Below are 25,223 nucleotides of genomic sequence, written 5' to 3' on the forward strand. Positions count from 1 at the left end.
CCCTTTTGCGTCAGGCGGCGGATGTGGCCAGTTGCAGCTGAAGCTCGTCGATGACGGCCCGGTTCCGGCCGGCGGCCTTGGCCTGATAGAGCGCGGTGTCGGCGCGCTCGATGACGTCCTGCACGTCGCGGTCGCTCTCGCGGACGATGGCGCCGCCGACGCTTGCGGTTACCGAGAGCCATTTGTCCTGATGCAGGGTGGAGGTGCTTTCAATGGCGCGGCGCAGCTTTTGAGCGATAACCGGAACCTCGTCGCGCCCGGCCTCACGCACCAAGACAATGAATTCCTCGCCGCCAAAGCGCGCCAACCGGTCCGTTGACCGCAGGGCTCGCTTCATGGCGTGGCCGACGGTCCGGATCACATCATCTCCTGCGCCATGGCCAAAGGTGTCGTTGACGGATTTGAAGAAATCCAGGTCGATCATCAGAATGGCGAAGCTTTCGTCCCGACTTCTGTAATCTTTGAAGGCCTCATTGCCGATGCTGTCGAAGCCGCGGCGATTGAGCAGGCCGGACAGGGCATCAGTCTCAGCAAGTTTCACGAGCGCAGTGATGTCTTTCTCGTGTTGCGAGGAGGCTTCCGCAATGCGTTGTTCTGCGGTGCCCGCGCGGCGGAGAAGTGAGCGAAGAACGGCGGAGAGGCGCACGATTTCCGCCGATCCGCCGGTGCGGGGCAGGGAGGTCACGTTCGGGTCGCGGCCGATGCTGTCGGCGGCCTCGATGATCCGCCGCAAGGGGTCCGCCACGCCGCGCGCGATGATGAGCGCGAAGATGAGACCGAAGCACGCGACGATTCCGTCGATGGTCAGGATGGTCATGACGATGCCGTGGGCGGCCGCGAAGGCGATCTTGTCCGGCTGGCGCGAAATGACGATCCAGCCGAGCCCCGGATAGTCGCGATAGCCGGAGGTGAGAGCGAACCCGGTCAGAACAGCCTCGTTTTCCGTCACGTCTTCGAAAGCGCCGTTCTGCTCGCGGCGCATGTTCTCGATCTCCTCCGGCGAGAACGGCTTCTCGCCCAAGGCGGCGCGGCCGAGAGTAACGGTTCCGTCGGATGACAGAATCCAGACGGACTTGCCGCGCTTCTTCTCCGGCAGGGCGAAAAGGACGCGACGCTGTTCTCTGGCCCAGTTCCAACTCAGGTGCGCACCGAGGACGCCGATGAGTTCACCCTTGCTGTCGTGAACGGGCATGGCGATGTCGATGAGACGGAGGGGCTCTCCGTTAGCACTCGAGGGGACAAGGCTTGCAAGCAGCTTGGCTTCGTGGACGTCGCCGACCATCGGAGCCTTCAGCCCTTCCCGAAACCACGGCCGCTCCTGAACGGATTGTCCTTCAAGCATGCCGCGTGTTGCCGCTCGCACTGTTCCATCGGGCGTAGCAAAGCCGAGCCAGGCATAATCGGGGAGGGAATTTTGGAACTGCTCGAGAAGCCGACGTGTGGTGGCGGAGTCTCCTGTCCAGACTTCCCGCAAGGGCGTCATCTCGGCAAGGTTCTGTACCTCGCGGAAACGCTCGTACATGTTGCGGTCAAGGAGGGCGGCCATTGACGCAGCCGTCTCGGCGGCGTCGTGCATGACGATTTCCCGGGTACGTTGCTGCACGACATAGGAGGCGCCGATGGCCGCCGCGGATACCAGGGCTATGCAGAGCAGACCGACCAGGATGGTGATCTGCCGTCGCAAAGACAGGTTCCGCATGATCGCCATGGCCATTCCCTAAAGTTCGCCCCCGCAAAACCTAGTAGCCGGCCCTGGCTCGAAGCTTTCGGTGGCCCATCTAAGTTTTCTTTAGTTGCGCGGGTCTTAACTTGGTATTTCTTAAGGTCAACTAAAGTTTTGTGACTTTGGTTATTCATTGGAATGGGAAATGATGGGAAGGTCGGCCTTCCGCTGCGCTCGAAATATTCTTACACAAACATCGACTTGGTATCTTTCGACCGTTCAAGTCATTGAATTTGTTTAGCCTTATGTTCGGCTGCAAAACGGGGCAGTATGCGCGCGGGGCGTGGATAGCGCCTGCGGTTAAGACTTCGCGGCCTCTTGCGAAACGGCGGGAGAGGATTCTTAAAAGCCGATTCAAAACGACGTGCTGGCGGTCCAGGCGTCAGCCCAACCGCTCCACGAAGCTGTCGAGCACCATCTTGCGTCCAGCCTTGTCGAACTCGACGGTCAGCTTGTTGCCATCGACCGCTTCGACGGTACCAGGGCCGAATTTGGAATGCAGGACGCGGCCGCCGACAGCAAAAGTGGAGGCTGCCCCGGTCGATTTTGCCACCAGCTCGCCCTCAATCAACATCGGCCCGCGCCGCTCGCCGCCGCGCGCGAACGTGCTGCCGCTCTCAGTTTGAGCGCGATGGGCTTGGGCGCGCTGCCATCCTGGCGTCTGGTAGGATGAGCCACTGAACGGAGCCATGCGATCGAAGCGCGAGCCGCCGAACCCGCCTTGTGAAAAGTTCGCGGGCGCCTCGACGATTTCCACGCTTGCTTCGGGCAGGTCGTCGATGAAGCGGCTTGGCACTGTGGAGTTCCAAAGGCCGTGAATGCGCCGGTTGGAGGCGAAGTAGATCTTGGCCATCCGCCGCGCGCGGGTGAGGCCCACATGGGCGAGGCGGCGCTCTTCTTCCAATCCGGCGCGTCCGCTCTCATCGAGAGCGCGCTGGTTGGGAAAGAGGCCTTCCTCCCAACCGGGCAGAAACACCGTGTTGAATTCAAGGCCCTTGGCCGCGTGCAGCGTCATCAGACTGACGCGCTCCGACGTGTCGGTCTCATTGGCTTCCATGACGAGCGACACGTGCTCAAGGAAGCTTTGCAGATCAGGGAATTCTTCCATGGAGCGCACAAGCTCCTTGAGGTTTTCCAGCCGTCCCGCCGCATCGGCCGATTTATCTTTCTGCCACATGTCGGTGTAGCCGGATTCCTCCAACACCATCTGCGCGAGGTCTGACTGTGTCATCGTCTCCGACAGCTTCGCCCAGCGCCCGAAGGAGATGAGGAGATCGCGCAGCGCGCCGCGCGGCTTCGGCTTCAACTCGTCGGTTTCCACAATGAAGCGGGCGGCTTCCGTCAGCGGCACGCGGGCGGCGCGGGCGTGGTTGTGCAGCACCTGAACCGTCGCGTCGCCCAGTCCGCGCTTCGGCACGTTGACGATACGCTCGAAAGCCAGATCATCGGCGGGCTGGTTCACGACACGTAGATAAGCGAGCGCATCGCGAATTTCCGCGCGCTCGTAGAAACGCGGACCGCCGATGACGCGATAGGGTACGCCGAGCGTCACGAGCCGCTCTTCGATCTCGCGCATCTGCGCCGAGATTCGCACCAGGATCGCGATTTCTGACAGCGGGTGCCGCTTGGCATGTAGCGCTTCGATCTCCTCGCAGATCAGGCGGGCCTCATCTTCGGAATCCCACGCGCCGGTGATGGTTACCTTTTCGCCGGGCTCGTCCTCGGTGCGGAGAGTCTTGCCGAGACGGCCCTGGTTCTTGGCGATGAGGAAGGATGCGGCTGCAAGAATGTGGCCGGTCGAACGATAGTTGCGCTCCAGCCGGATGACGGTCGCGCCGGGAAAGTCGTGATCGAAACGCAGGATGTTGTCGACCTCGGCCCCGCGCCAGCCATAGATCGACTGGTCGTCATCGCCGACGCAGCAAAGGTTCTTCCGCGCCTGGGCGAGAAGGCGCAGCCAGAGATACTGCGCGACGTTGGTGTCCTGGTACTCGTCCACCAGCATGTAGCGGAAACGGTTCTGGTATTGCTGGAGAATATCCGGGTGCTCGCGCCACAGGCGCAAGCATTCCAGCAAAAGATCGCCGAAATCGACGGCGTTCAGAACCTTCAGTCGGTCCTGATAAGCGGTATAGAGCTTGCCGCCTTTGCCCTGGGCGAAGGCTCCAGCTTCCCCGGCCGGAATCTGCGCTGGGCCCAGGCCGCGATTCTTCCAGCCGTCAATCAGGGATGCGAGCTGGCGTGCGGGCCAGCGCTTTTCATCAATGCCTTCCGCCTCGATCACCTGCTTCATCAGGCGAAGCTGGTCATCGGTGCCGAGAATGGTGAAGTCGGAGCGCAAGCCCACCAGCTCCGCATGGCGGCGCAGGATCTTGGTGCCGATGGAGTGGAACGTGCCGAGCCATTGCATGCCCTCAGCCACCGGGCCGATGAGCGCCGCGACACGCTCGCGCATCTCGCGCGCGGCCTTGTTCGTGAACGTGACGGCCAGGATGTCGAAGGGGCGAGCCTTGCCGGTCGCGATGAGGTGCGCGATGCGCGTGGTGAGCACGCGTGTCTTGCCGGTGCCAGCGCCTGCAAGCACCAGAACGGGACCCTCGGTTGCCTCTACGGCGGCGCGCTGCTCCGGGTTCAGGCCGGCGAGATAGGGCGATTGCGGAGCCACCGCCGCGCGGGCACGGGCGCTCAGGGAGCCGGATGCGGGCTCGTGCGTCAGGTCGTCCTGCGGCTCAGGTCTGGACTCAGGCTGATTCATCGGCGCGACCATGGATCAAAACGCGAACGGCGTCGAGGGCGGAATGGTGGCAAACCTGCCGCATCCGGACGCTTATTGAATGGATTATCCGTTCATTCCATATGGTGGTTGTCCGGCTCTCGGAGGAAACCTGATGCGCGCATTCGTGGCAGCCGCCGTTTTGATCAGCATCATCCTGCCCGCTCAGGCGCAGGAGCAACTGCCTCTCACCAGCCGTCCCGAACAGCGGGTGAGGGGCATCAACCGCTCGATCCAGCAGGAGGAGCGTCTGCGCCGGATCGAACAGCAAAATCGGTTCGAGCAAAACCAGATTCAGCAGAGACTGGATCGGCAGCAGACCTTTTCAAATCCTTCGTCGCCAAGATTTCGCAACTGCCCGGCGGGCTCCATCTGCTAGCGAACTACTAGCGAACGATCCGCCGTTCAGTGCCGCGTACCCGAGGTCACGAGCTGCTCGTTGAGAGCGGACTTGTTCGGAATGCCGATGACCCGTCCCAGCACTTCAGGTCTGGCGAGGCGGGAATGGGCCGCTTTCATGACCGCGAGATTGGCCATGATATCCTCCGGGAACGGCGTAACCTTGCGGGTTCGCATATCCATGTGGAGGGAGAGGCCCTCGGAGGTGGCTGCCACCCAGCCTTCTGTCGCGTGGCGGATTTCCAGGTAGAAATGCACACGCTTCTCATCGAAATCGACAAGCTGGAGCGTCACGCGCACGGGGTCGCGCATCTTCAATTCGCGCTTATAGAGGGTGTGAATCTCGGCCGCGAAGAAAGAGCCCCGGCGCTCCTCGAGATAATCCGGCCCCAGTCCCACGAGGCCGAAACCTTCCTCCACGGCCCTGTCGAAGAGCACGTGGTAATAGGCCATGTTCATGTGGCCGTTATAGTCGATCCAGGCAGGCAGGACCTCCATCGTCGAGGAGACGAAGGGTGCGAAGAAGATCGGCGTCCGCTTCTTCTCCATGGTCAGCGCCTGCTCCCCGTTTCGGTCATACCGTCACCGATCTCCTGTTCGATGTGAAACATTAGATCACGTTCGGCGGCGATGCATATGGGTATGAGCGACTTTGTCATGCAGAGTGTTGTCTTTGCAACGCTTTTGGTAGCTATGGTTTATTCAAAATCTCAGCGAGATCTGAAACATTCATGAACGCGCCTCTCTCCTCCGCCCGCTCAAAGCCCACTGACGCCACCATCGCCGCGATCACGGCGGAGCTTGCGAGGCGCTACGGCGACCGGGTTGTCACCTCCACCGCTGTGCGCGAGCAACATGGGCATACGCTGACCTGGGTGAAGAACCAGCCGCCAGATCTCGTGGTCTATCCTCGCACGACCGACGAGGTCTCCGACATCGTCAAGCTCTGTGCGGCGCACGATGTTCCTGTCATTCCCTTCGGAACGGGGACCTCGCTGGAGGGACACATCAACGCACCCTTCGGCGGAGTGTCAGTCGATGTGAGCCTGATGATGCGGATTGTCGCAGTCCACGAAGAGGACCTCGATTGCGTCGTCGAGGCCGGCGTGACGCGCAAGGAATTGAACGAGTCCTTACGCGACAAGGGGCTGTTCTTCCCCATCGATCCGGGCGCTGACGCCTCCATCGGCGGCATGGTCGCAACCCGGGCATCCGGCACCAATGCGGTGCGCTATGGGACGATGAAGGACGTCGTTCTATCGCTCACGGTCGTGTTGCCGGATGGCGAGATCGTGAAGACCGCGAGCCGGGCCAAGAAGAGTTCGGCGGGTTATGACCTGACCCGCCTCTTCATCGGCTCGGAGGGGACGCTCGGCATCATCACGGAAATCACCCTGAAGCTTTCGGGCATTCCGGAGGCGATTTCCGCAGGAATCTGCGCGTTTCCGTCGGTTAAGGCTGCCTGCGACGCAGTGATCATGACGATCCAATCGGGTATTCCAGTCGCGCGCATCGAGTTGCTCGACGAGGTGCAGGTGAGGGCGGTCAATCTGCATTCCAAGCTCGGCCTGCCGGAAAGCCCGCTTCTCCTCCTGGAGTTCCACGGCACCGATGCAGGCGTGAAGGAGCAGGCGGAGCGTTTCGGCGAGATCGCGGCGGAGTTCGAGGGTGGCCCCTTCGAATGGGCGACAAAACCCGAGGAGCGGTCACGGCTCTGGCAGGCTCGTCATGACGCCTATTGGGCGGCGCGGGGCCTGCGACCGGGGGCGCAATCGGTTGCAACGGACGTATGCGTCCCCATCTCGCGTCTGGCAGAGTGCGTCGATGAGACCAAGCGTGACATTTTGGATAGCGGGTTGATTGCCCCTATTGTCGGACATGTGGGCGACGGTAATTTCCATGTTCAGCCGCTTGTCGATACGGACGATCCGGCGGAAGTCGCCGCTTGCGAGGCTTTCGTCGACCGACTCGTGCGCCGGGCGCTGGCCATGGAGGGCACTTGCACAGGTGAACACGGGGTCGGCCAGAAGAAGATGAAATATCTCGAGATCGAGCATGGACCGGCAGCCTTGGGCCTCATGCGTGTCTTGAAACAGGCGGTCGACCCGCTCAACATCATGAACCCAGGTAAGGTTATTGCGTTTTGACAGTGGAAGCCTCTGTCGGCGCGCTCCCGCTAACCGTGTCGCTGGGATAAACCTCAGGCGACGAACCGGAGAAAAGGCCGCCTCTTGCGCGATATCCTGACGATTATCGCAGCCATCGTGATCCTGATCCTCACGGCTGCGGTTGCTGCCCCGCCCTTCATCGATTGGGATGCCCACCGCGGCGTCATCGACCGGGTCCTGTCGCGTGCCTCCGGCACAGAGGCGCAGACCCGTGGGCGGATTGCTGTTCGTCTGCTGCCGTCGCCCAAAATCCGTGTGGAGCACCTGAGCCTGGCGGGAAAGACGCCGGACTCGCCGAGCCTCGCCGCCGATCTCGTCTGGGCCGAGCTGGCGCTGGCGCCTTTGCTGCGGGGCGAGGTGCGGGTGACCCAGACGCGCATCGGACGGGTCGATCTTCATGTCCCCGTGTCCGCCGATGGCGGCTGGCGGTTGCCGCCCGAATTCCTCTCGGGTCGTGCCGGAGGTCGCGAATGGGCCATCGACAACCTCGCCGTTGCGCATCTCCTGGTCACGACCCAGACGCCGAGCACCGGCCGAACGGACCAAATCTATGTCGAGAATGTCCGTATCGCGGGTCAGAAGCTCGCCGGGCCCTGGCGAGTCGAGGGCGTGGCCGCGGGCGTTCCTTTCCGTGTCGTGACAGGCGAGGTGACGCCGGAGAAGACGCTTCAGGTCAAGCTTGCGGGCGGCGGTGACATCCATCCGCGCTTCGACATCGATGCGAAATTCATCCTCGACGGAGACGAGGTGACGCCGAGCATCGCCGGCAAGGCAAAATTCCTGCTCGGGCCACCGGCTCAGGTAGCCGCGGCGGGTATTCCGATCCCGATCATCATCGAGACGCAGTTCCGGACCGAGGGGAAAAACCTCGCCCTCGACCCGGTCAGCGTCGAAGCCGGGGAAGGGGGCGCGAGCCTACGCATGACCGGCGCAGGAAGCGTGCAGCTGAAAGATCCGCATGTGAGCCTCAAGCTCGAGGGCCGGCGGCTCGATGCGGACAGCTTCCTCCTGTCCTCGAACGGCCAGGATTTCACGACCCGGCTCCAGCAATGGACCATCCCGCCGACGACCTTCCCCATCGATCTAGACCTGAAGATCGACAGTATCGGCCTGGGCCAGGAGGATCTGTCAAACGCCGCCTTACGCCTGTCGCTCCTCGGCGGAAAAGCACGGGTGGACCGGATCGAGTTCCAGGCTCCCGGGGATACGCGGGTCGCGCTGCAGGGTGAGCTCGGCTCGAAGGTGCAGGGCGGCATCGCCGGCAAGGTGGCGCTTGCTTCCAACGCCTCTGACCGTCTGGCGCGCTACCTCAACCGCATCAACATTCGCTCGCCGTTCCTGAGGATCCTTGACGGACGCCCCTTCGAGATGTCGTCGGACGTTGCGGTGGTGAGCCCCGTTCTGTCCTTCAACCGGATGCGCGTGAAGACGGGCGATGCGGTCCTGACGGGCAATCTCCGCTATACCGCGCCGGAGCCTGAGGGACGCGGCAAGCTCGAGGCGCAGGTCGGCATCCAGAACTTGAATCTCGACCAATTGCCGCGCGTCTCCAGCATCTTCGAGACCACGAAGAACATGGATGTCGGGTTTATCCTCGATGCGCGCGGCGTCAGCGCGGGTAAAGACCACAGCAACGGCCGCATTTCGGCGCGGGTTCTCTCCGACGGCCCGGCGCTTCTCGTGGAGTCGCTCGATATCGTCGATCTCGCCGGGGCCAATGCCCGCGTGAGCGGCCGCATCGCGCCCGATGGGACCGGCCGGATCGAAGGAAAAGTGACCGCGCAACGAGCCGCGCCTCTCGTCGACCTTTTGGGCAGTGTGTGGATCGGCGGCATCTCGAAACTCGTGCCGTCGTTCGTGCGCGATGGATCGCTCGATCTGAATGTCGTGACGGAGCGCATTGGCGCCGTGCCAGACCTGTCGCGCACCCGCCTTCGGACGACGGTGAAGGGAAGCGTTGCGGGAGGTAGCTTCGAAGGGCACATCGATGGTCTGGACGGGCGCACCGAAAATCTCGCCGTCAGCCTCGCGACCGACAAGACGGGCCGGTGGGTGAGCCGTCCGAATGCACCGGGACTCGATCGGCCCTCGACCATCGACCTGCGCGGCACGCGGACAAGCTCCGGCCTGTTCAACATGACCATTGCCGGCGATGTGGGCGGCGTGAAAGTCGCGACCAGCCGTCCCTTCGCACTCAGCGCCGATGACGACGTGGTAGACAGCGGCGAGGCCGAGCTTTCGACCTCCGATCTGACGCCCTTTATGGCCCTGCTGGGTGAGGGGGCTATGGGCGGTTCCTCGGCTGTACCCGCGAAGGCGCGGGTGACTCTGGGCCGGGAGCGCGATGCCACCCTGTTCGACATTTCCGGGCAGGTCGCGGGCAATCCCGTCCAGGGACGTCTGTCGGCCCGCTCGCGGTCGGACATCGCCGGTGAGATTTCCGTCGAAAAGCTGTCCCTGCCGTGGCTCGTCAGCGCCTTCGCGCTGGACACTCCTGTGACCGAAGGCACTGCAGCCTCGCCCTGGTCTACTGCCCGCTTCGGCGACAACATGCGCTCGCTCGTCGGCGGCCATGTGCTGTTCCGGGCCGCGCAACTAGACCTCGGACGCGGGGTGATGGGTACACGCGCAAACTTCGCGGTCGAAACGATGCCCGACGGCATCACAATCAAGAGCCTGGACGTCATGCTCGGCACCGGACGGCTAACGGGCTCCGCGACGATTACCCGTCAGGGCAGCCTTGCCACTGTGGTGGGCGATGCGACCTTGCGGGATGTGCCACTCTGGTCACTCGTCGGCGCGACGCCGATTGATGCGTCCCTGTCGGGGCCGTTGAAATTTGGCACGGCCGCGGAGAACGTTTCGGGTCTGATTGCCAATCTCGGCGCGGCGGGCGACTGGCGCATCGCGAACCTGCGCGTTCCGGCTGCCGATCCGTCGGCCTTCGACCGCTCGCTGAAAAAGGTTCTGGCTGATAGCGATCCGCTCCGCGAGGGCAAGGCCGAGGGTATCCTCGGCGGGGAATTGAACCGCGCTCCCCTCATGGCCTCTGCGGTAACGACCTCAGCCGCCATTGTCGGCGGGGCGTTGCGCCTGTCGCCCTTCGTCGTCGAGAATGGCCCCTCCGTCTGGCAGGGTGCAGTCACCTACGACCTGAAGAACCTGACCTTTGAGACGCGGGGGGCGCTGACCGCAAAGGCATCGCCCGCCGTCTGGAGCGGAGCACCGCCCTCCATCGGGCTGAACTGGCGCGGCTCGTTCACCTCGCCGACCCGCGAGGTCGATGTCAGCCCCTTCCGCAACGGCCTTGCCGCTATCGTGCTGAAACGCGAGCTGGAAAAGATCGAGGCGTTCGAAAAAGCGGCCGCCGAACGGCAGCGCCAGTTGGAGGCGGAGCGGCAGCGCGCCAAGGCCGCGGCTGAAGAGGCGGCCCGTCTCCAAGCCCAGAGGCAGAACAGCGAAGAGCCCGCGCCGGACCCGGCGTCATCGCCGTTCGCCCTGCCGCCATTGACGCCGGCGATTGAGTTGAAGCCGCCGCCGTCGGTTCAGGGACGACCTGGCGGTTAGCGCATTTGCTCAGCGTGTTTCCGGCCCCGAGACCGCCTGCAGGCTTCTCAGCACATGGACACGGATGGCGGATGAGAGGTTCTGCTCGCCGCGCTCGGCATCGATCAGCCCGATGAGCGCCTGAACGGAGAGGGATTGCTTGTCGGCGATCTGCCGCAGGGCTTCCCAGAACGGCTCTTCCAAAGAAATGCTCGTCCGGTGTCCGGCAATGGAGACGGAGTGTTTGACGATGCCCGCGCCCATGGTCAGGGTGTCTCGTCATCGCGTTTGAGGGCGTCGAGCCGGCGCTCGGCCAGCTCGCGCTCCGCCTTCGTCTTCTCGCGCTCGGCCTTGGTGCGGCCGAAGAGAATGCGGTTTTCGGTAGCGCGGGCCTCTTTGTCGGCCCGCGCCTTCTGTTTGCGCGCCTGGCGCAGATTGACGATCTCGGCCATGGGGCCTCGATTCACCCTTATTGCGGCGCCAGCATCGTTTCGGGCCGCACGACGGCCTCGAAATCGGCTTCCGAGACACCGGCCTTGAGAGCTTCTTCCTTCAGGGTCGTGCCGTTCTTGTGCGCCGCCTTGGCGATGGCAGCCGCCTTGTCGTAGCCGATGAGGGGCGCAAGCGCCGTCACCAGCATCAATGAGCGCTGCATCAGCTCGCCGATGCGGTCGTGGTTCGGCTCGATGCCGACGACGCAGTTATCCGTGAAGCTAATCGCGCCATCTGCCAGCAAGCGGATCGACTGCAGCACCGCGGCCGCGATGACCGGCTTGAACACGTTCAGTTCGAAATGGCCCTGGCTGCCCGCGAAGGTCACAGTGGTCTGGTTGCCCGCCACCTGAGCGCAGAGCATGGTCAGGGCCTCGGCTTGGGTCGGGTTGACCTTGCCGGGCATGATCGACGAGCCGGGCTCGTTCTCGGGCAGCGAAATCTCGCCCAGGCCCGAGCGCGGGCCGGAGCCCATCAGGCGGATATCGTTGGCGATCTTGAACAGGCCCGCCGCGAGGCTCGCCAGCGCGCCCTGCGTGAAGACCAGCGCGTCATGCGTTGCCAGCGCTTCGAACTTGTTCGGGGCTGAGGTGAAGGGCAGGGCGGTCAGCTCCTTGACCTTCCCGGCGAAGCGCTCGGCGAATTCGGGATGGGCATTGAGGCCCGTGCCGACGGCGGTGCCGCCCTGCGCCAGCGCATAGAGCCCCGGCAGGGTTACTTCGATGCGGGCGATGGCAAGCTCGACCTGCGCGGCGTAGCCCGAGAATTCCTGGCCGAGGGTGACCGGCGTCGCGTCCTGAAGGTGCGTGCGGCCGATCTTGACGATGTCTTTGAAGGCGACTTCCTTCTGCTTCAGCGCCTTCAGCAGGTGTCGCAGCGCGGGGAAGAGGCGGTCGTTGATCTCGCGCGCCACGGCGATGTGCATGGCAGTCGGGAACGAGTCGTTCGACGACTGGCCCATATTAACGTGATCGTTCGGGTGAACCGGCTTCTTGGAGCCGCGCTCGCCGCCGAGGCGCTCGATGGCGATGTTCGAGAGCACCTCGTTCATGTTCATGTTGGACTGAGTGCCCGAGCCCGTCTGCCAGATAACCAGCGGAAACTCGTCGTCATACTTGCCCTGGACCACATCGGCCGCAGCCGCGGTGATTGCGTCTGCGAGGCGCCCTTCGAGCTTGCCGAGGTCCTTGTTCACCAGGGCCGCAGCCTGCTTCACGATGGCAAGCGCGTGGACGAGGGGGAGCGGCATCCGCTCGCCGCCAATGCGGAAGTTCTGGATCGAGCGCTGGGTCTGGGCGCCCCAGAGCTTGTCGGCGGGAACTTCGATGGGGCCGAAGGTATCTGTTTCGATGCGGGTGGACGACATCCTGGACCTCTTAACATGGGGTTGGGTGTTCATATCCCAAAGTTTCGCGCTCGCAACTCCTCAAGAAGCATCGACGCCTTACAAAATCTCACAATTGAAACCCGCAAAATGCTAGGCTTTCAGCCAGTTCGCGCCGGCCTCCCGAATTCTCTTCGCCTTTTTGCCAATCGCCCGGCAGCGCGCCGACTGCGTCCGGTCACGCCTGAGACGGTCGGGACCGAGCCTGGCACAAAGAATCCTGAACGGTTTTCAGCAGGGTTTCGAGGCCGAAAGGCTTCAGGACCAGGGGGACGTTCTGCAAATGCTTCTCGGTCAGACGCTCGACATTGGCATAGCCGGTCATCAGGATGACCGGGATATCGGGCCTGTTCTTCCTTGCAGCCTGGATGAAGCCCAGGCCGTCGAGATTGGGCATCGCGAAGTCGGCGATGATCAGCGCGATATCGTCGTGCAGTCGCAGCATGATCAGGCCTTTCTCGCCACTCTCGGCATGGCTGACCCGGTATCCGACCGTCCGCAAGCTCTCGACAACGAAAGCCCGAACGCCGGGATCGTCGTCGACGACCAGAAGATGCGTTCCGGCTCCGTGGAACTCCGCAAGGGACGCTTTTGAGGCTTCCAATTGCGGTGCGGATTGTGTGCGCGGGAGATAGAGGGCGATCTCTGTGCCGCGTCCGGCCTCGCTGTGAAGCGTAACGCTGCCGCCCTGTTGTTTGACGAAGCCGTAAATCTGGCTGAGCCCCAGGCCCGTGCCTTTGCCGACCTCCTTGGTCGTGAAGAAGGGCTCGAAGACCTTGGCGTGCAATTCCTCTGGAATGCCGACGCCGGTGTCGCTAACGGAAATTCGGACGTACTCGCCGATGGCGAGATCTTCGGGTACGGCGGGGCTTTTGACATTGCGCGCGGCGATGATGAGCGTCCCGCCCGATGGCATCGCGTCCCGCGCATTGATGGCAAGATTCAGAAGCGCCGTTTCCAGCTGCACCTTATCGGTGACGACCGGCCAGAGCCCTTCCTCCAAATCGGTTTCGATGGTGATGTTCGGCCCGATGGTGCGCTTCAGCAGGTCGCGCATCTGTCTGATCGTCTGCGGCAGGTCCGTCGATTCGAGTGAGAGCGACTGTTTGCGCGCGAAAGCGAGAAGCTGGCGCACCAGCTTGGCGCCCCGCTCTCCGGCCTGGATGGCATTTTCGAGCAGATGATCCACGCGCGGCTCGGAAATCCTTTTCTGCGCGAGCTCGAGATTCCCGATGACGATGGCAAGAAGATTGTTGAAGTCGTGTGCAACGCCTCCGGTGAGTTGGCCGATGGCTTCCATGCGTTGAGCCTGTCGGCGTTGGGCTTCGCTTTGTTCGAGCGCGCGCGTGCGTTCCTGGACGAGCCTTTCGAGATGCTCGCGATAGTCGCGCAGTTCATCCTCGGCGTGCTTCTGCTCGGTGATGTCGTTGCCTTGGATGAGGATGCCGACAGTCGACCCACTCCGGTCGAAGATCGGTTGAAAGACAATGTCGTAAAAGCCCTCTGTTGGCGGCTCCGAGAGCTTTGGCTGGAAAAAAACTCGAATGCCGCGGCCGACATAGGGCTGCCCGCTCGCGTAAACCTGATCGAGAATCTCCACGTAGCCTTGCTGTGCGATCTCCGGCAATGCTTCCGCGACGGTTTTGCCCACGACGTCGTGGCGGCCGACGACTTGGAGATAAGCGCGGTTTGCCAACTCGTAGACGTGATCGGGGCCGCTCAGAACGGCGATAAAGCCGGGGGCTTGCTCAAAAAGGCTCCGCAGATGCTTCTGCTCCTCGCGGAGTTCTTCGTTGACTTCCTCCACCGCCTGCGCCCGTCTGAGGATCTCGCCCTCAATCATCTCGGAAACGCCGCGGGTTTGTCCGGTCTGGAAATTGGCGCGCCGCAGTCTGTGAAGCTCGGTGACATCCACCGGAAAGTGGAGAATGAAGGTCAACTCGCCGGCCTCGTTCAGCAGAGGCGTATTGGTCACGCTCCAGTATCGCTCCTCGAAGCGGCCGTCGGGCAGCGTGATGTCATAATGAATGATCGGGATATAGTCGGGCTGGCGACGTTCGATAACGCGCTCGAGCGACCATCTTAGCTTTTCGATGTCGACTTCGGCTCGCTCGTCAGCCGGTTTTGAAAAGGCTTCGAAGATGTTGCGCCCGATAATGTCGTCGCGGCGACGCATCGCAAGTCGCAGAAGCGCGTCGTTTGTCTCGACGATCGTGAAGTCAGGCGACAGCAGCGCGCAAGCGTTCGGGCTTGCGTTGTACAGCGCTTTGAAATCGACGGGTGGGTAGGCGCGGGAGCCCGGCAGATTGACCTCCAGATCTTGAAAGGCCCGGTCCCCCTAAGAAGGCCCTCAAGGCTCACAGACAAAGAGTTAAGCGAGAATATATGCCGCCATATCCCGAGTCGAGATCGCCTCACGCGTCGTTATTGTCTCAGGGGCCTCAATTCTTCTTACGAAAAGCATCGAGGCTGACGACCTCGGCGCTGCCCGAAGAAGCGGATTCCGTCGCAGCGAGTTGGGCGGCTTTTTCAGCGTCGCTTGCGCTTTCGACCGGAGCAGGCGACTCGGTTTTCTTCTTTTCCGATACCTTGTCGGCGGACGTCTTGCGCGGTTGCTTCAACGCGACCGGTTCGGAGCCATTTCTTTGAACCGGTTGAGGTGCAACGGGTACTTCCGCCTCTTCCTTGTCCTCGTCCTCTCCGTCGAACTTCAGCCCGAACTGCACGGAAGGATCAAAGAAACCGGTCAGTGCATCGAAGGGGACGAGCAGCCGCTCCGGCACGCCGGAGAACGACAGGCCGATTTCGAAAGAGTGCTCGGTGACGCCAAGGTCCCAGAACTGGTGCTGCATGACAATCGTCATCTCCTGCGGATATTTTTCACGCAGGCGGTTCGAGAGCCGCACGCCCGGAAAATCGGTGCGGAAGGAGATGTAGAAGTGATGCTCGCCCGGAAGACCGTCCTTCCCGGCATCGATCAACACTTTGCGCACAACGCCCCTCAGGGCGTCCTGCACCAGGAGATCGTAGCGGATCAGGTCTTTACCGGCCATATGGGAGCCCTTGAAAAAAGAAAGTGGAGGCTTCTGTTGCCAGGTGCCTCCGAACCCCGCCTAACGGTGCTAACCGCTAGGACTTTGAGTCGGCTTTAGGGACCGCTTACGCAGCCACTGCAACCGGAGCATAGTTGTCGTTGGCAACTATTGAATCGGCCCGATAACGGCGGAACCATTCCGAGCAAAAGTCTACCCTTTACGCCCTCGTCGATCCTATTTCGCCCCCGCCAAAACCCATGCAGAGCCTGGGTTTTGGTGGAGGCGCCGGGTACCGCCCCCGGGTCCGATGGGTTTATTCCGATAGCCGTTTATCGCCATAGCCAGCCTTGCGGCGGGCAGTGGCAATATAAGAAAGGCAAAACCATTTTGAAAGAGCGGGGGACAAGTTCGCCGGGGACGAGATGGCCTCTCGGAAGGCACGGCCCCGCTGGCGTAGGATTAAGGCGAGGAGCCATCATGCAAGCCTATCACGATCTTCTTCGCCGCATCATGGATGAAGGCGTCCGCAAGGATGACCGGACCGGAACCGGGACGATTTCCGTCTTCGGCCACCAGATGCGGTTCGATCTGAGCCAGGGCTTTCCGCTGGTGACGACGAAGAAGCTGCATCTGCGCTCGATCGTGCATGAGCTTCTGTGGTTCCTGAAGGGCGATACCAATACCCGCTATCTCCGGGACAACGGCGTCACGATTTGGGACGAATGGGCCGACGAGAACGGCGATCTCGGGCCTGTCTACGGCAAGCAATGGCGCTCATGGGCGAAGCCGGATGGCGGCGCCGTCGACCAGATCCAATGGGTGCTCGACGAAATCCGCCGCAATCCCGATTCGCGTCGGCTGATCGTCTCGGCCTGGAATCCCGCCGATCTCGACAAGATGGCGCTCGCGCCCTGCCATTGCCTGTTCCAGTTCTACGTCGCGGAAGGACGCCTGTCCTGCCAGCTTTATCAGCGCTCGGCGGACGTTTTCCTTGGCGTGCCGTTCAACATCGCATCCTACGCGTTGCTCGCGCATATGATGGCGCAGGCGACGGGCTTGCAGGTGGGCGATTTCGTGCATTCCTTCGGCGACGCGCATCTCTATCTCAACCATCTGGAACAGGCGCGCCTGCAACTGACGCGCGAGCCGCGCCCGCTGCCGAAGCTGCGCCTCAATCCTGCGGTGCGCTCGCTCTTCGACTTCACCTTCGACGACATCGCGATCGAAGATTATGACCCGCACCCAGCCATCAAGGCCCCCGTCGCAGTCTAAGCCATCGATGAACCGGCGGGAGGCGATCGAGAGCGCCGTCCGCATTCTCGCGCCACGCATTCCGCGCCACGAATTCGAATCGGTCACGGACCATGCGCTCGGGAGTAGGGGGCTTCACACCGCCTCGCCCGAGACGGCGGCGTGGTTGTCGCTGGTGGCCTATATCCGGCATCGGTTCACGGATTACGACAGCCTGCTCGATGAAGGCTACGACGTGGAGAGCGCGCGCTTCTTCGTGCTCGACGAGATGAACGCGATTTTGGAGGGCTGGGCCTCGCCGCGCCGTGTGCAGGCGGAGGATGAGCCGGAATAAGCTCGACAGTGCCGATCGGCTTCGGCACAAGGAGGCATGACACTTTCCATCCGCCGAGCCGAAGCGCGCGACGCTTCCCTTGTTTTCGATTTCATCCGCGAACTTGCCGAATACGAGAAGCTCGCCCACGAGGTTGATGCGACCGAGGCGGACATCGCCGCGGCTCTTTTCGCCCAACAGCCTCGTGTTTTCGCGGATATCGCGGAATGGGACGGCGAGCCTGCGGGCTTCGCCCTCTGGTTCTACAACTTCTCCACGTTCCGGGGGCGGCACGGCATCTATCTGGAAGATCTGTTTGTGCGGCCGGATTTCCGCTCAAAGGGCATCGGCAAGGCGCTGCTGCGACATCTCGCCCGCCGTTGTGTCGCGGAGGGGCTTCCCCGCCTGGAATGGTGGGTGCTCGATTGGAATGAGCCCGCCTTGCGCTTCTACCGCTCCATCGGTGCGCTTCCGATGGACGAATGGACGGTCCAGCGCGTCACGGGCGAGGCCTTGGCGGAGTTGGCGGCAGGGTAGTCGCGTTGACTCCTCCCTTGTCGCGGCTTGCCGCGGATCGAATTTCCGACAAACTTGCCGCATGGATCAAACAGAATCGGGCGCCGCGCACCATGACACTTCCCCTCATCCTCGTCGTCGCCGTGGCCGATAACGGCGTCATCGGGCGCGACAACAAGCTGCTCTGGCGGCTAAAGACCGATATGCGTCGCTTCAAGGATCTGACCTGGGGCAAGCCGATGATCATGGGGCGCAAGACGTTCCAATCTATCGGTCGGCCGCTGCCGGGGCGTGAGACCATCGTCCTGACCCGTGACCCAAACTTTTCCGCCGAGGGCGTGAAGGTTGTCCGGACGTGGGAAGAGGCCGTCACGGAGGGTGAGGCGCTGGCGGCAACGATGGGGGCCGACGCCGTCGTGGTGGCCGGAGGCTCGGAAATCTATGCCATTGGTCTGCCGCAGGTGCAGAAAATCTACCTGACCGAGGTTCACACGGCCCCGGAGGGCGATGCGGTGTTTCCGGATTACGACCGCTCCCGCTTCAGGGAAACCGCTCGCGTCGACCACCCCAAGGGGCCCGACAATGAGCATTCGTTTACCTTCATCGACCTCGAACGGCGTTCATAACCGCTGCTCAGGTTGACGAAAGTCGCAACGATCACCAATTCGCAGCCTTGACAGGCGTGTGAACCAACACCCACAACCGGCTCTTATCCATCGGCTCAATCGGCCGGTCTTTTCAAAGTGAGGAAAGGCGACCTATGCCTTGGAGTAACCAAAGCGGCGGCGGAGGCCCCTGGGGCCAGCGTGGCGGATCTGGCGGCGGCAAGAGCCCCTGGGGCTCGGGCCCGCAGGGCAATGGAACGCCCCCGGATCTTGAGGACATCCTGCGTCGCGGCCAGGACCGTCTGAAGGATTTCATTCCCGGCGGCTCGATGGGCGGCAAGGGCTTCGCCATTCTTATCCTCGGCGTGATCGCCGTTTGGCTCCTGACCGGTTTCTATACGGTCCGGCCGAACGAGGTCGGCATCAACATGATCTTCGGCAAGTACACGCACACCAGCGGCGAAGGTCTGAGGTATAATCTTCCCTATCCCATCGGCCGGGTGCTCAAGCCCAACGTCACCGAGCAGCAGCGCATCGAGATCGGCTACCGCTCCGTTGGCAGCACTCAGGGCCGCTCGCGCGACATGCTTGAAGAAAGCCTGATGCTGACGGGCGACGAGAACATCGTCGATATCGATTTCGATGTGGTCTGGCAGGTCAATGCCGCGCGCGCACAGGACTTCGTGTTCAAGCTGCAGAACCCCCAGGGCACGGTCAAATCCGTGGCGGAAAGCGCCATGCGCGAAGTCGTCGGACGGCGCAACATCCAGGCCATTCTCACCACCGAACAGGCCAGCGTCTCTCAGGAAGTGCGCCAGATCATGCAGCAGACCTTGGATGCCTATGAAGCCGGTGTGCTGGTCAACGTCGTGCAGCTTCAGGCCGTGCAGCCGCCATCCGAAGTCCGACAAGCCTTCTTTGACGTGAACGCCGCACAGCAGGATGCAGTTCGCGTTCAGAACGAGGCGGAAACCTTCGCGAGCCGCGTCGTTCCGGAAGCGCGCGGCGATGCAGCCCGCACGGTCCAGCAGGCGGAAGCCTATCGCGAGCAATCGGTGGCCGATGCGACCGGTCAGGCAGCTCGCTTCAAGTCGGTCTATGAGGAATACCGCAAGGCCCCGGCCGTGAGCCGCGAGCGCATTTTCCTCGAGACGATGGAGCGCGTTCTCGGCGGCGTAGACAAGGTCATTATCGATCAGAAAGGGCAGGGGGTTGTGCCGTTCCTGCCTCTCAACGAGATGCAACGGCGGCAGCAGTCTCAGCCTCAGGGTGGCGCGGCCGGCCAGCAGGGAGCGACGCGATGAACAACGCGACTCTTCGCACGGGCTTGCTGATCCTGGCCGGTTTGGCCGCGATCGTGCTGTTCAGTTCGATCTTCATCGTCCAGCAGACGCAGTACGCACTCGTGCTTCGTTTCGGCGCGGTGCAATCTGAAATCCGCGATCCGGGCGTGCATTTCAAAATGCCGCTCGTCGACAACGTGACGTATTTCGACAAGCGGATTCTCGATCTCGACCTGCCGGTCCAGACCGTGCTGTCGGCCGACCGGCAAAATCTAGAGGTTGATGCCTTCACGCGTTACCGCATCGTCGATCCGCTCAAGTTCTATCAGGCGGTCAACAGCATCGCTGTGGCCAACCAGCGCCTTGCGAGCTTCACGAACTCGGCTATGCGCAACGTCCTGGCGAATGCCTCCCGCGATGCCATCGTGCGGACCGAGCGTGCGCATCTGATGAACCGCATCCAGGAAGACGTGAACAAGCAGACGCGCAATCTCGGCATTGAGATGATCGACGTCCGCCTGACCCGCGTCGATCTGCCCGCGGCGAACAGCCAGGCGGTCTATCAGCGCATGCGCACGGAGCGTGAGCGGGAAGCTGCCGACCTGCGGGCCAACGGCCAGCAGCGGGCGCAGACCATTCGCGCCAAGGCGGAGCGTGACGCCACGGTCATACGTGCGGAGGCGAACCGCCAGGCAGAGGAATTGCGCGGTCTGGGTGATGCGGATAAAAATCGGATTCTGGCCGAGGCTTTTGGCCAGGACCCGGATTTCTTCGCTTTCTATCGGTCGATGCAGGCGTATGAGGCGGGTCTCAAATCAGGAGATACGCGCCTCGTGCTGAGCCCGGATTCCGAATTCTTCCGCTACTTTAACAGCGCGTCCGGCCGTGGGGGCCCGGCCTCTTCGGCCCGGCCTGCACCCGCGCAATAAAAAAGCGCGCATATGCTGGATCTTATCGCAGCCCTCGGCCTCGCTCTCGCGGTCGAGGGCCTTTTGTTCGCGGCATTCCCTGACGGAATGCGCCGGGCCATGTACGAGGCCGCCCACAGCCCCAGCGACCGGATGAGGCTTGTCGGCATCATTTCGGCCGTCGTCGGCCTCGGCGTCATCTGGCTTGTCCGGCAGTTCGGCTAGAGCATGATCGAGACCCGTGGACACCGGTTGTTCGCTCGGATCATGCGGCAAAAGCAAACGAGAGCTTGATCGTGTTTCAAAGAGACATGATCAAGCTCTCGACGCTGGCCCCGCTTCCGCCGCAATCGGCGCTTGAATGACAGAACACGACAACGATCTATGTCCATATTCTCCAAGAGAGGATCTTCGATGACCTTCGCCATGAACGCGCTGGCGCCGACCGTTTCGACGCCGCCTCAGCGTCCCCTGCGCCGGCTGGCCGCATCCTGCTTCGCAGTCCTGACCTTTTTAGCGACGGCGATGCCGGTCGCTGTCCAGGCCCGCGGCGCCCCGGAATCCTTCGCCGATCTGGCGGAGGAGGTGACGAGCGCGGTCGTCAACATTTCCGCCTCGACCACGGTTGAAACCCGCAACCGCACGCTGCCTCAGCTGCCGCCCGGAACGCCGTTCGAGGACCTGTTCGAGGAATTCTTCAATCGTCGCGGTCAGGGCCAAGGCCAGGGCAACGGCGACAACGTTCCGCGCCCGCGTCGGTCGAACTCCCTCGGCTCGGGCTTCGTCATCGACCCCTCGGGCATCGTGGTGACCAACAATCACGTGATCGGCGATGCCAACGACATCAGCGTCATCTTCTCCGACGGCACACGCCTCAAGGCCGAGATCATCGGCAAAGACACGAAGGTTGACCTGGCGGTTCTCAAAGTGAAGTCCGACAAGCCGCTGAAGGCGGTCAAGTTCGGTGATTCCGACGCCTTGCGCCCCGGCGATTGGGTGCTGGCGATTGGTAACCCGTTCGGCCTCGGCGGCTCTGTGACCGCCGGCATCATTTCGGCGCGCGGCCGAAACATCGATTCCGGGCCGTACGACAACTACATCCAGACCGACGCTGCGATTAACAAGGGCAATTCCGGCGGTCCGCTGTTCAACATGAACGGCGAGGTCATTGGCATCAACACGGCCATTCTCTCGCCGACCGGCGGCTCAGTCGGCATCGGCTTTGCCGTGCCTGCCTCGTCGGCGGTCCCCGTTATTGATCAGCTCCGCCAGTTCGGCGAGACCCGTCGCGGCTGGCTCGGTGTCCGTATCCAGAACGTGGATGATGCGACGGCTGAAGCGCTCAATCTCGGCTCCGCCCGCGGTGCGCTGATCGCCGGTATCGACGACAAGGGCCCGGCCAAGCCCGCCGGTCTCCAGGTCGGCGACGTCATCACTCGCTTTGACGGCAAGGACGTGAAGGATTCCCGCGATCTGCCACGGATCGTCGCCTCTACCCCGGTCGGCAAGGCTGTGGAAGTCACCATCGTCCGCAAGGGCGCGGAGATGAAGAAGCAGGTCACGCTGGGTCGTCTGGAAGACGGCGAGAAGCAGGCCAACGCCCAGCAGCCCTCTACCGAAACCCCGACGGCTACCCGTCAGGCTCTCGGCCTCAACCTCTCGGGCATCACCGACGACCTGCGCCGCCGCTACAACCTCAAGGACGACGCGAAGGGCGTGGTCATCACCCGCGTCGACCCGAACTCGTCTGCCGCCGACAAACGCATCCAGGCGGGCGAGGTGATCGTCGAGATTAACCAGGAGCCGGTCTCGTCTCCTGCCGACGTGACCAAGAAGATCGATGCCTTGAAGAGCCAGGGCCGCAAGTCTGCGCTGCTGCTCGTTGCCAACGCGCAGGGCGAAGTGCGCTTCGTGGCGTTGTCGATCGAGTAAAGACAAGCGGAGCTTCAAAGAGAAAAAGGCGGCTTCTGGGCCGCCTTTTTTGTTGGGCTGTGTCGAAAGGGCGAAGGACGCCTCGTCAGTTTCCAACCATGTCCTGCTCCCGATATCCCTGCGCGTAAAGCAAGGCAGAGAGATCCGCGTGGTCGATCCTCGCGTGGGCTACGGCGGCGACAGCGGGTTTGGCGTGGAAGGCGACGCCGAGGCCTGCTTCGCCGAGCATGGCAAGGTCGTTGGCGCCGTCGCCCACGGCCATGGTCTCGCTGGGGCGAAGCTTGAGGTGGTCGCGCAGTTCGATCAGGGTGGCGAGCTTGGCCTCGCGACCGAGAATGGGCTCGGTCACCTCGCCCGCAAGCTTTTCACCCTCGATGACGAGAATGTTGGATCGGTGCTCGTGGAAACCGATCTTGGCCGCGACGGGGCCGGTGAACAGGGTGAAGCCGCCGGAGACGAGACAGGTATAGGCGCCGTTGGCGCGCATGGTCTGCACCAAGGCCTGGCCGCCGGGGGTGAGAGTGATGCGGCGCTCGATGATCTCGTCCACGACGCCCACCGGCAGGTTCTGGAGGAGGGCGACACGCTCCCGAAGCGCGGGCTCGAAGGCGATCTCGCCGCGCATCGCCCGCTCGGTAATCTCCGACACTTCCGCCTTGAGGCCCACGAAGTCGGCCAGTTCGTCGATGCATTCTTGGCCGATCATGGTGGAGTCCATATCCGCCAGGAACAGTCGCTTACGCCTGCCGTTCAAGGGCTGGATGATGATGTCGATGGGCTCGTCGTGAAGCGCTGCGCGCAACTCCGTCTCGATCGTTTTGGCCTCCGCCGGGGCGGTGAGGGTCAGGTCGACGGCGATTCCACTTGCCAGAACCGAGCGTTCCGTCTCTTGTCCCAGCGCCTCGGCGGCTAACGCCACCGCCCGGTCGGTCACAGCAGGGTTCGACGGGTTGGCGACGAGTGTCGCGACGAGAAGATTCTGGGGAGACGCCATCGTGAGGACCGCAGGGTGAGAGACGTTCGGATCGGCGCGGTTCTCATTGCAGGGCCGACCGCATCAGGCAAGTCCGCATTGGGCGTCAAACTGGCCCAAGCCCTGAATGGGGTGGTGATCAACGCCGATTCCATGCAGGTCTATCGGGATTTGCACGTGCTGACCGCGCGTCCGACGCCGGAGGAGGAGGCGCAGGCTCCGCACCGACTCTATGGCCATGTGGATGCCGCCATCAATTTCTCGGTCGGGCGCTATGTCGCCGATGCGGTCGAGGTTCTGCGGGACGTGCAAGACAAGCAATTGCCGATCTTCGTCGGCGGAACCGGGCTCTACTTCAAGGCGCTCACCGAAGGCCTGTCCGACATGCCCTCCGTGCCGGACGAGGTGCGCGAAGAGATTCGTCGGGAGAGCGAGGGCCTCGAAACGCCAGAGCTTCATCGAATCCTTTCAGAGAGGGACCCCCTGACGGCGGCGACCTTGCGCCCGTCCGACCGCTTGCGCGTTCAGCGGGCGCTTGAGGTTTTTGCGGCGACTGGACAACCGCTCGTGTCCTTCCACGGCGCGCGCCAGCCGGGCCCGTTGAGCGACGTGTCTGTGGTCAAGCTCTTCCTTGAACCGGAGCGGGAGGAATTACGCCAGCGCATCGACCGGCGTTTCCTCGCCATGATGGATGACGGCGCGCTCGATGAGGTGCGGCGGATTGGCGAGCGCAACCTCGACCCGATGCTGCCCGCCATGCGCGCCCACGGCGTGCCAGGGCTCCTGGCTCATCTGCGTGGCGAGCTTTCCCTCGATGAAGCTATCGCGCGCGGACAGGGCGACACGCGGCGTTACGCCAAGCGCCAGTTCACCTGGTTCCGACACCAGTTGCCGGACTGGACTTGGGTGCCGCCGGAGCAGGGATTTGAGGCCGTCATGGACCGCTTCAATGCCCGAAGCGGCCTGTGAACATCTGATAGAACGAGATGAAGATCTCGAACACGATCAGCAGCACGATGATCAGTTCGAGGCGGAGCGAGCGCTCGGTGTCGATGAGATCCGTCAGCGCCTGGGCCGTGTCGCCGATCACTTCGAGCTTGCGATGGAGGGAGGTGGCACGCTCCCTCAGTTCATATTCGTCCTCCAGACGCGCATAGAGGCGCTCCAGGTCGGGGCGGTCCCAGAGCACGTCCGGCTTTTCCTCCACCGCGACGCGGCCCGAGACGCGCTGGCGCACCAAAAGGGCGTGGCCGACATGCTTGAGGATTTCGCGGCGGCCGCCGGGCCGGCGGCCCTGTTCGGCCAGATGGCGCGCGAACGGCTCCACCACGTCGAAGACCGCGGCGGCCTCGCGCTCGTCGCGAGAAAGCGAGGCGCTTTTCGCGAGCGCGTCTGCGATCACGATCAGGCGCTCGGTAGAGAGCTGCCTGATGTAAATCGGCCCGCCCGGAGGGATCTGGTCGTCCTTGTCGGGGGAAATTTCGATGACGGCGGTTTCTTCCTCGTGCCGCGCGAATTCGCCGACGATGCGCTGGCCGAGGCCCCGGATAACTTCATCCTCCTCGATGGGGGTGAGGCCTACGAGAACGGCGACGCCGTAACGGAAGAGGGCGACGAAGCCCTCTTGCCCCGCCCGGAAGGCGAGGGGGGCGGAGGAGAGGACATCGCTGCGCTCGAGGCCCGCGATATCGAGGCGGTCGCCCAGCAAAAGGGCGCGGGCCGCGATACGCTGGCCTTGCACGGGAGCGCCGGTTGCGGATACGTTTTGTGTCATGACAAGCTTTTCGAAATGGTCGCGTCAGCATAAAAGCTAGACTGTTTCCTGCCAAATTCGATGACGCTTGACCGAATGAAACACATCGGCTAGCGTCTGCGCAACTTTTGAACTTAAGAGCGGCATTCATGCGCAAGCTTATTCTCGT

21 protein-coding genes, 1 other RNA gene and 1 pseudogene are annotated in these 25,223 nt (G+C 62.7%); 12 read left to right on the plus strand and 11 right to left on the minus strand.

Annotated elements, in window-relative coordinates:
* Window positions 1-10: 10 nt before the first annotated feature.
* Together HB375_RS07390 and HB375_RS07395 are read right to left on the minus strand one after the other, a co-directional pair.
* Window positions 11-1,708: a sensor domain-containing diguanylate cyclase gene (locus HB375_RS07390; protein ID WP_167672321.1), complete on the minus strand. Its 1,698-nt coding sequence runs from the start codon at window positions 1,706-1,708 to the stop codon at window positions 11-13.
* A 397-nt stretch (window positions 1,709-2,105) separates the two neighbouring features.
* Entirely contained in the window at window positions 2,106-4,478 is a 2,373-nt protein-coding gene (locus HB375_RS07395) for an ATP-dependent helicase (protein WP_205800086.1), read from the minus strand.
* A 79-nt stretch (window positions 4,479-4,557) separates the two neighbouring features.
* On the opposite strand from HB375_RS07395, the gene HB375_RS07400 reads away from it, so the two are divergent.
* Window positions 4,558-4,875: a hypothetical protein gene (locus tag HB375_RS07400; RefSeq protein WP_246728378.1), complete on the plus strand. Its 318-nt coding sequence runs from the start codon at window positions 4,558-4,560 to the stop codon at window positions 4,873-4,875.
* A gap of 26 nt (window positions 4,876-4,901) precedes the next feature.
* Here the strand turns inward: HB375_RS07400 and HB375_RS07405 are convergent, their stop codons facing one another.
* On the minus strand, window positions 4,902-5,444 hold the full coding sequence (locus tag HB375_RS07405) for a thioesterase family protein (protein WP_167672322.1): 543 nt from the start codon (window positions 5,442-5,444) through the stop codon (window positions 4,902-4,904).
* Window positions 5,445-5,626: 182 nt separating this feature from the next.
* Here HB375_RS07405 and HB375_RS07410 point away from each other — a divergent pair, with 182 nt between their 5' ends.
* Window positions 5,627-7,042, plus strand: coding sequence for an FAD-binding oxidoreductase (locus HB375_RS07410; protein WP_167672323.1), 1,416 nt, complete (start codon window positions 5,627-5,629; stop codon window positions 7,040-7,042).
* 84 nt (window positions 7,043-7,126) lie between these two features.
* Window positions 7,127-10,630 (plus strand): AsmA family protein, encoded by a 3,504-nt coding sequence (locus tag HB375_RS07415; RefSeq protein ID WP_167672324.1) that lies wholly within the window; start codon window positions 7,127-7,129, stop codon window positions 10,628-10,630.
* A 9-nt stretch (window positions 10,631-10,639) separates the two neighbouring features.
* Here the strand turns inward: HB375_RS07415 and HB375_RS07420 are convergent, their stop codons facing one another.
* From HB375_RS07420 to ssrA, 6 genes are all read right to left on the minus strand, one after another.
* On the minus strand, window positions 10,640-10,873 hold the full coding sequence (locus tag HB375_RS07420; RefSeq protein ID WP_167672325.1) for a ribbon-helix-helix domain-containing protein: 234 nt from the start codon (window positions 10,871-10,873) through the stop codon (window positions 10,640-10,642).
* A 2-nt stretch (window positions 10,874-10,875) separates the two neighbouring features.
* Window positions 10,876-11,061, minus strand: coding sequence for a DUF4169 family protein (locus HB375_RS07425; RefSeq protein WP_167672326.1), 186 nt, complete (start codon window positions 11,059-11,061; stop codon window positions 10,876-10,878).
* A 17-nt stretch (window positions 11,062-11,078) separates the two neighbouring features.
* Window positions 11,079-12,467 (minus strand): class II fumarate hydratase, encoded by a 1,389-nt coding sequence (fumC, locus tag HB375_RS07430; RefSeq protein ID WP_167672327.1) that lies wholly within the window; start codon window positions 12,465-12,467, stop codon window positions 11,079-11,081.
* Window positions 12,468-12,663: 196 nt separating this feature from the next.
* Window positions 12,664-14,802 carry a hybrid sensor histidine kinase/response regulator gene (locus HB375_RS07435; RefSeq protein ID WP_343232375.1) on the minus strand — a complete coding sequence of 713 codons (2,139 nt, stop codon included), beginning with the start codon at window positions 14,800-14,802 and terminating at the stop codon, window positions 12,664-12,666.
* Window positions 14,803-14,926: 124 nt separating this feature from the next.
* Window positions 14,927-15,538 (minus strand): SspB family protein, encoded by a 612-nt coding sequence (locus HB375_RS07440; protein ID WP_167672329.1) that lies wholly within the window; start codon window positions 15,536-15,538, stop codon window positions 14,927-14,929.
* 22 nt (window positions 15,539-15,560) lie between these two features.
* Window positions 15,561-15,917, minus strand: a transfer-messenger RNA (tmRNA) gene (gene ssrA / locus HB375_RS07445).
* A gap of 80 nt (window positions 15,918-15,997) precedes the next feature.
* On the opposite strand from ssrA, the gene HB375_RS07450 reads away from it, so the two are divergent.
* The 8 genes and pseudogenes from HB375_RS07450 (at window position 15,998) to HB375_RS07485 (ending at window position 22,328) form a co-directional block, all read left to right on the plus strand.
* Window positions 15,998-16,792 (plus strand): thymidylate synthase, encoded by a 795-nt coding sequence (locus HB375_RS07450; RefSeq protein ID WP_167672330.1) that lies wholly within the window; start codon window positions 15,998-16,000, stop codon window positions 16,790-16,792.
* A 7-nt stretch (window positions 16,793-16,799) separates the two neighbouring features.
* The gene (locus tag HB375_RS07455; protein WP_167672331.1) at window positions 16,800-17,105 is read left to right on the plus strand and encodes a DUF2293 domain-containing protein; all 306 of its coding nucleotides are present in this window, start codon (window positions 16,800-16,802) and stop codon (window positions 17,103-17,105) included.
* A 15-nt stretch (window positions 17,106-17,120) separates the two neighbouring features.
* A pseudogene (locus tag HB375_RS07460) lies at window positions 17,121-17,621 on the plus strand (GNAT family N-acetyltransferase); the annotation flags it as partial.
* A gap of 92 nt (window positions 17,622-17,713) precedes the next feature.
* A complete protein-coding gene (locus HB375_RS07465) occupies window positions 17,714-18,226 on the plus strand; it encodes a dihydrofolate reductase (protein ID WP_167672333.1) in 513 nt (170 codons plus the stop codon).
* 134 nt (window positions 18,227-18,360) lie between these two features.
* Window positions 18,361-19,509 (plus strand): FtsH protease activity modulator HflK, encoded by a 1,149-nt coding sequence (gene hflK, locus HB375_RS07470; RefSeq protein ID WP_167672334.1) that lies wholly within the window; start codon window positions 18,361-18,363, stop codon window positions 19,507-19,509.
* Window positions 19,506-20,417, plus strand: a complete 912-nt coding sequence (gene hflC / locus HB375_RS07475) for a protease modulator HflC (protein ID WP_167672335.1) — start codon at window positions 19,506-19,508, stop codon at window positions 20,415-20,417. Before hflK ends, hflC begins: the two co-directional genes overlap by 4 nt.
* Window positions 20,418-20,429: 12 nt before the next feature.
* The gene (locus HB375_RS07480; protein WP_167672336.1) at window positions 20,430-20,621 is read left to right on the plus strand and encodes a DUF2065 domain-containing protein; all 192 of its coding nucleotides are present in this window, start codon (window positions 20,430-20,432) and stop codon (window positions 20,619-20,621) included.
* A gap of 189 nt (window positions 20,622-20,810) precedes the next feature.
* Window positions 20,811-22,328 (plus strand): DegQ family serine endoprotease, encoded by a 1,518-nt coding sequence (locus HB375_RS07485; protein WP_205800087.1) that lies wholly within the window; start codon window positions 20,811-20,813, stop codon window positions 22,326-22,328.
* Window positions 22,329-22,413: 85 nt separating this feature from the next.
* Here the strand turns inward: HB375_RS07485 and serB are convergent, their stop codons facing one another.
* Entirely contained in the window at window positions 22,414-23,322 is a 909-nt protein-coding gene (gene serB, locus HB375_RS07490) for a phosphoserine phosphatase SerB (RefSeq protein ID WP_167672337.1), read from the minus strand.
* Between the two features lie 15 nt (window positions 23,323-23,337).
* On the opposite strand from serB, the gene miaA reads away from it, so the two are divergent.
* Window positions 23,338-24,270: a tRNA (adenosine(37)-N6)-dimethylallyltransferase MiaA gene (gene miaA / locus HB375_RS07495; RefSeq protein ID WP_167672338.1), complete on the plus strand. Its 933-nt coding sequence runs from the start codon at window positions 23,338-23,340 to the stop codon at window positions 24,268-24,270.
* Here the strand turns inward: miaA and HB375_RS07500 are convergent.
* On the minus strand, window positions 24,248-25,075 hold the full coding sequence (locus HB375_RS07500) for an RMD1 family protein (RefSeq protein WP_167672340.1): 828 nt from the start codon (window positions 25,073-25,075) through the stop codon (window positions 24,248-24,250). The genes miaA and HB375_RS07500 overlap by 23 nt on opposite strands.
* Window positions 25,076-25,223 lie beyond the last annotated feature (148 nt).

Source organism: Microvirga terricola (assembly GCF_011777495.1).
Taxonomy (GTDB): Bacteria; Pseudomonadota; Alphaproteobacteria; order Rhizobiales; family Beijerinckiaceae; genus Microvirga; species Microvirga terricola.

Coding starts and splice junctions, on each gene's coding strand:
- HB375_RS07390 (WP_167672321.1), bottom strand. CDS start 1,708: ATGGCGATCATGCGGAACCTGTCTTTGCGACGGCAGATCACCATCCTG.
- HB375_RS07395 (WP_205800086.1), bottom strand. CDS start 4,478: ATGAATCAGCCTGAGTCCAGACCTGAGCCGCAGGACGACCTGACGCAC.
- HB375_RS07400 (WP_246728378.1), top strand. CDS start 4,558: ATGGATTATCCGTTCATTCCATATGGTGGTTGTCCGGCTCTCGGAGGA.
- HB375_RS07405 (WP_167672322.1), bottom strand. CDS start 5,444: ATGGAGAAGAAGCGGACGCCGATCTTCTTCGCACCCTTCGTCTCCTCG.
- HB375_RS07410 (WP_167672323.1), top strand. CDS start 5,627: ATGAACGCGCCTCTCTCCTCCGCCCGCTCAAAGCCCACTGACGCCACC.
- HB375_RS07420 (WP_167672325.1), bottom strand. CDS start 10,873: ATGGGCGCGGGCATCGTCAAACACTCCGTCTCCATTGCCGGACACCGG.
- HB375_RS07425 (WP_167672326.1), bottom strand. CDS start 11,061: ATGGCCGAGATCGTCAATCTGCGCCAGGCGCGCAAACAGAAGGCGCGG.
- fumC (WP_167672327.1), bottom strand. CDS start 12,467: ATGTCGTCCACCCGCATCGAAACAGATACCTTCGGCCCCATCGAAGTT.
- HB375_RS07440 (WP_167672329.1), bottom strand. CDS start 15,538: ATGGCCGGTAAAGACCTGATCCGCTACGATCTCCTGGTGCAGGACGCC.
- HB375_RS07450 (WP_167672330.1), top strand. CDS start 15,998: ATGCAAGCCTATCACGATCTTCTTCGCCGCATCATGGATGAAGGCGTC.
- HB375_RS07455 (WP_167672331.1), top strand. CDS start 16,800: ATGAACCGGCGGGAGGCGATCGAGAGCGCCGTCCGCATTCTCGCGCCA.
- HB375_RS07465 (WP_167672333.1), top strand. CDS start 17,714: ATGACACTTCCCCTCATCCTCGTCGTCGCCGTGGCCGATAACGGCGTC.
- hflK (WP_167672334.1), top strand. CDS start 18,361: ATGCCTTGGAGTAACCAAAGCGGCGGCGGAGGCCCCTGGGGCCAGCGT.
- hflC (WP_167672335.1), top strand. CDS start 19,506: ATGAACAACGCGACTCTTCGCACGGGCTTGCTGATCCTGGCCGGTTTG.
- HB375_RS07480 (WP_167672336.1), top strand. CDS start 20,430: ATGCTGGATCTTATCGCAGCCCTCGGCCTCGCTCTCGCGGTCGAGGGC.
- HB375_RS07485 (WP_205800087.1), top strand. CDS start 20,811: ATGACCTTCGCCATGAACGCGCTGGCGCCGACCGTTTCGACGCCGCCT.
- serB (WP_167672337.1), bottom strand. CDS start 23,322: ATGGCGTCTCCCCAGAATCTTCTCGTCGCGACACTCGTCGCCAACCCG.
- HB375_RS07500 (WP_167672340.1), bottom strand. CDS start 25,075: ATGACACAAAACGTATCCGCAACCGGCGCTCCCGTGCAAGGCCAGCGT.